The 4,472-nt window shown below is 63.2% G+C and carries 4 protein-coding genes; all 4 read right to left on the bottom strand.

Features of this window, described 5'->3' with window-relative positions; genetic code table 11:
• Nucleotides 1–256 precede the first annotated feature (256 nt).
• The 4 genes from AC4D2E_RS17610 to AC4D2E_RS17595 all read right to left on the bottom strand — a co-directional run bounded on the left by AC4D2E_RS17610 (nucleotide 257) and on the right by AC4D2E_RS17595 (nucleotide 4,290).
• A complete protein-coding gene (locus AC4D2E_RS17610) occupies nucleotides 257–1,603 on the bottom strand; it encodes an APC family permease (RefSeq protein ID WP_490953466.1) in 1,347 nt (448 codons plus the stop codon).
• Nucleotides 1,604–1,659: 56 nt separating this feature from the next.
• Nucleotides 1,660–2,121, bottom strand: coding sequence for a hypothetical protein (locus AC4D2E_RS17605; protein WP_490953465.1), 462 nt, complete (start codon nucleotides 2,119–2,121; stop codon nucleotides 1,660–1,662).
• Nucleotides 2,122–2,228: 107 nt separating this feature from the next.
• Nucleotides 2,229–3,299 (bottom strand): hypothetical protein, encoded by a 1,071-nt coding sequence (locus tag AC4D2E_RS17600; protein WP_490910490.1) that lies wholly within the window; start codon nucleotides 3,297–3,299, stop codon nucleotides 2,229–2,231.
• Between the two features lie 100 nt (nucleotides 3,300–3,399).
• Nucleotides 3,400–4,290 (bottom strand): metallophosphoesterase, encoded by an 891-nt coding sequence (locus tag AC4D2E_RS17595; protein WP_490910491.1) that lies wholly within the window; start codon nucleotides 4,288–4,290, stop codon nucleotides 3,400–3,402.
• Nucleotides 4,291–4,472: the final 182 nt, after the last annotated feature.

Below are 4,472 nucleotides of genomic sequence, written 5' to 3'. Positions count from 1 at the left end.
GCACGCTGGGTAATCAGGTGGAAGCCAGCGCTCAACGCGTTCGCGATTACCTTCGCAGGACGCTTCGAGAAGACCACTTACTGATGAACCGCCGGACCCCACACACCGTTTATCGGACAGTCCCGTCCGGTCAAGGAATCTTTTGATGAGAACGCCTGTAGGCAGTCCGAAGTCTGGGTAGTGCACGTACACCGTGTTCTTCAAAGCATCTGAAGGTTCCAAAGGTTTGGGATGACAGCGCGAAATTTCGTACTCGTCAGGCAATGTTTCGCCGGTTGTGGTGGCCGACCAGTAACCATTGCATGGTGATGAGTGCCAGTGCGACGGCGGTGGTGATGATTAGTGTCGTCGAGTTGGAGCGGGCCGTGATGAGCAGGAAGGGTATGAGCACGGCGAGGTCCAGGACGATGGCGAGTCCAGGAATCCACGGCTTCGCCTCGATGTCTTCCTTCAGGTGCCGGATGACGCCCCAATGGATGGCGATGTCCATGGCGAGGTAGAGGATCGCGCCGAGGGATGCAATCTGTGAAAGGTCGAAGAACGCGGCGGTGACGATGGCCAGGCCCGCGGTGATGAGCAGGGACTGGTGTGAGGTGTGGTGTGGGAGCCCGGGTGCCTGCTCCATGTCCCGCAGCATGTCGTAAAGCTTGGACACGGAGAAGAGGCTGGCGATGAGGCCCGAGAGTGTCGCGATGACAGCAATGACGACGGTCAGGGTCACGCCCCAGGATCCGAAGGACGGCTGGGCTGCTTCGGCGAGGGCGTAGTCGCGGGCATCGATGATTTGGGGTACGGAGAGCGCTCCAGTCACCGCGACGGTGATGAGCAGGTAGAGAACCGTGCACAGGCTGAGCGCGATGATGATGGATCGGCTGATGGTGCGTTCGGGCTCGCGGAGGTCGGCGCCCTGGTTGGTGATCGTGGTGAAACCCTTGTAGGCGAGGATGCAGAGGGTGACTCCTGCCAGGAAGCCCAGCCATCCGGCATCGGGCGGTGTGCGAGACGATGGTGTGAATAGGGTGCCGAGCGAGCCCAGTCCTGCGGCGAGGATCCCGCCGATCGCGAGCACCGCGATACCGATGATCTTCAGTGCTGCAGTGATCGTTGCGGACCGTTCCACCCACTGATTCCCGATGAGGTTCACCAGGGCTGCTGCCACGATGGCGAGCACCGCCAGGACCGGTACCCAGATCACGGAATCCTGCATGCCAAAGGGCCGGAGTACATAGGTTCCGAAGGTCCTGCCGAGGAGGCTCTCCGCGAGGACCATGGAGACGTACATGAACAGCGAGAAGGAACCGGCGATGATTCCCGGACCGTAAGCCGCTTTCAGGAGCATGGCGATTCCGCCCGATGAAGGATTGGTAGCCGAGTAGCGGATGTAGGAGTAGGAACTGAAGGCGACGACGACGGCTCCGGCGAGGAACGCCCAGGGCACGTACCCGCCGGCAAGCTCTGCGACCTGACCCACGAGGGCGAAGATCCCGGCACCGATCATCACCCCTGTACCGAGAGCCACCGACCCCACGAGGGACAGCTTCTGCCCGCCGCCGTCCTCGCCCTGATCCTGCACCTGCACCTGCACCTGCGAGGTCTTCTTCATCCCATCGTCTCCGTCCTGCCCCGTGTGTGCGTTTCGCCCGCGTCGCCCTGGTCGCGCTACTCGGGAAGGTAGGGCTCATAGCGTTCGAGGGTGCCGTCCACGACCGGAATGGACAAATCTTCTGTCCCCTCGGTGGTGGTGGCGGTAATGGGGGTTCTGGCCCCTGGTGCGTCGCCGACGGTGTCGAAGACGACCTCGTTGGTGTCGAGGGGGTACTGGCTTTCGGCAGGGACTGTGATGAGGACGTCGTCGTCGTCGTCGCTGATGGTGACTTCCACGGCTTCGTCCGATTCGTTGTTCAGTGTCCCTAGGAGTCGACCAGGCTGGCCCTCGTCCCGGGCGACGAGGAGGAAGCTGCGCAGCTCTATCGAACCAACCACTCCGTCCTCGCCGACGGCGATGGCGTCCCAATCCTCTTCCGCCGCGGAGTAGCAGCCCGTGAGGCCGAGGATTGCGACGAGGGACAGTGATGCTGCAACCTCGAACCGCTGTCTGCGTTTCGTCCTGCCGCTGGTCATGCTGCTGGTCGTGGTGCTCGTTGGGTTTTTCGACATCGGTGTGTCTCCTGGCAGTGGTAGGTGGGGATTAAGTCTGCTCAGCGGGTAATCGTTGTTCCCTTGGGATATCACCCACTGTCGGATTTGGTTTTCTTGTTCTCGAACTGGCGTCGTTGGTGTTCTCTGCCACTGTAGGTCGCACGTTGGACGGCGGTGCCGCCGTCGAAGTTCGAACCGAGGGCACCGGCTAGGGTGCCCAGGGAGGCGGAGAGCCAGCTGAGGTTCGCGTACTCGACGATCGACACGGGGTGGCCCAGTTGGGCTTGCATGTAGTGCCCGGGGATGACAGCCAGCGAGCCGAGGAACACGGCGGTATAGAGTCCCGCGTACATCACGGCGACGCTGATCAGGACGGTGACGACGGTCGCTGCGTTGTCCAGACCGGCGGGGGTGCCGTTGGGGCTCGTCCTGGTGGTGGACCACAGACCGTTGTGGACGATGAGCCACGTCGTCAGAACACCGATCGTCAGGACGCTGATCATCGACAGGCGCAGAGTGCTCGAGGAATCGGCCATGTTCCAGATCGAGGCGTAGAAGATGCCGAACGCGCCGGTCGCCATGGCCGCAGCGGCGGCGCTGGAGAGGGATCCAACGAGCCTGCCGGGACGGTTACTGCGCACCATGCCGGCCAGCAGGCGCCCTGCACCGCGCTTGCCCTGGATCGTCCTGTAAGCCCTGTCGGTGTTCGTGTCGTCCTGCGTGTCAGGTGGTGTGGCGTCGGTGCTCCCGTCCGGGGTATCCGGGCTTCCTATCCGGGTGACAAGGCGTTTGATGGTCCGGATCAGTTCCTCGAGCAGTGCTTGACGGACCCTCAATGCGCCGAGGGCCGGCAGGGAGACAAGAGCCGCTCCCGAGGAGATGCTTGATTCGGTCAGCAGGGTCTGATGGTCGTGAACTCTCGGAAGGTCGGTGACGTAGACGACCAGGTCCCAGTGATGGGCTTCCCTGAGGTCCTCGGCCCGGTCCATGAGAGGCACGGTTCCGTCGTCCTCCAGCGGGAGCTTCTGCTCGCTGACGTCGACGTCCCAGGACCGCGTCGAGCCGCTCCACCTGTTCAGCGCGTCCTGAAGGGATGTATCCATCTCTCGGGTGAGGTGTTCGGGTAGTCCCGGATCCGCCATCAGGCCGATGGCCACCATGCTGCACCGTCCTTTCCTGAGGTCCTGTGTCGACGTTCGTTCGATGGATTCCTGCTGGTCGCTATCTGGTCATGGTCATCCCTGGTGGGGGGGGACAGGGTCAGGTGGCGGGGGCTGGTTGCAGGTCGAAGAGGACGAGTTGCGGTGGGGCGCTGATCCGCATCGGCAGGTTGCTGAAGCCGATGCCGCAGGTGACGAATAGGGAATTACCCGCGGCACCGAAACTCTCGGGGGCGAAGCCGTCGGCGACCATGGTCTCGTTCGTGGTCCAGGCAAGCCATGACCACTGCGGAGTGCCGGGGACGGCGATCTGCCCGCAATGGGTGTGGCCGGCGACCGCCAGAGGCGCGCTGCCCTCCGGGAGGGCCGGGAAAGTTGTGGGATTGTGCATCATCACCAGGCGCGGGGCCCCGTCAGGGACTGTACTCAAAGCCTTCTCGACATCGGCGAGACCCTGGTAGGCCGGGCCGACTCCGACGATGTGCAGCGTCTCATCGGTACCGTCCGCACCTGTGATGACCAGCGGCGCCGAGGCGTTCTGCAGCACGGTGACCCCGTGTGCGCTCAGAGCGTCAGCGAGCTGGTCGGCGGCGTTGACGAGGTAGTCATGGTTCCCTAGGACCGCGAAGGTAGGGATGCCGGCCTCCAGCGCCGGCGCCAACAATTGCAGGACCTCATCGATCTTCTCCTGGTTCGGGGGGTCCTCGCTGTACACGAAGTCCCCAGCGATGAGCAGGGCCGCAGGCTCCTCCTCGACCGTTCTCTCGATGATGCGTTCGATCATCCCCGTGTTCGCGAACCACATACCGACCTGAAGGTCGGCGATGACAGCGATCTCGGTACCCTCCGCCTCGGGGGCCAGCCCGGGGATAGTTGCACTGTGTCGCTCTTCGTCAAGGATCAGACGAGGCTCGACCGCGAAACCGTAGGCAATCATCAAGCCCACAAGGACCACGATGGTGAGCACCGTATTCTTCAGCGCGCGTTTCACGTTCTCTCTCCGATCCGCTTGTTCCCGCCGGATGTTTCTGGCCCTTGCCTATCGACTCCCCATCGATCGGGCGAGGTCTCGCTGCCACCGACGGGTGGTGCAGCAGGCCGCACCATGCCGTAAATACCGCCATACCGCAGGTACTCCGTGACGGCGGCGCCGGCCACGCGAGGACGGTGGCC

The organism is Arthrobacter sp. TJ-265 (assembly GCF_058269135.1).
The sequence above is the reverse complement of the archived record's forward strand: the minus strand, read 5'-3'. Positions and strand labels throughout refer to the sequence as shown.

Excerpts from the sequence above, each read along its gene's own strand:
- AC4D2E_RS17610 (WP_490953466.1), bottom strand. The coding sequence starts at position 1,603 with ATGAAGAAGACCTCGCAGGTGCAGGTGCAGGTGCAGGATCAGGGCGAG.
- AC4D2E_RS17600 (WP_490910490.1), bottom strand. The coding sequence starts at position 3,299 with ATGGTGGCCATCGGCCTGATGGCGGATCCGGGACTACCCGAACACCTC.
- AC4D2E_RS17605 (WP_490953465.1), bottom strand. The coding sequence starts at position 2,121 with ATGACCAGCGGCAGGACGAAACGCAGACAGCGGTTCGAGGTTGCAGCA.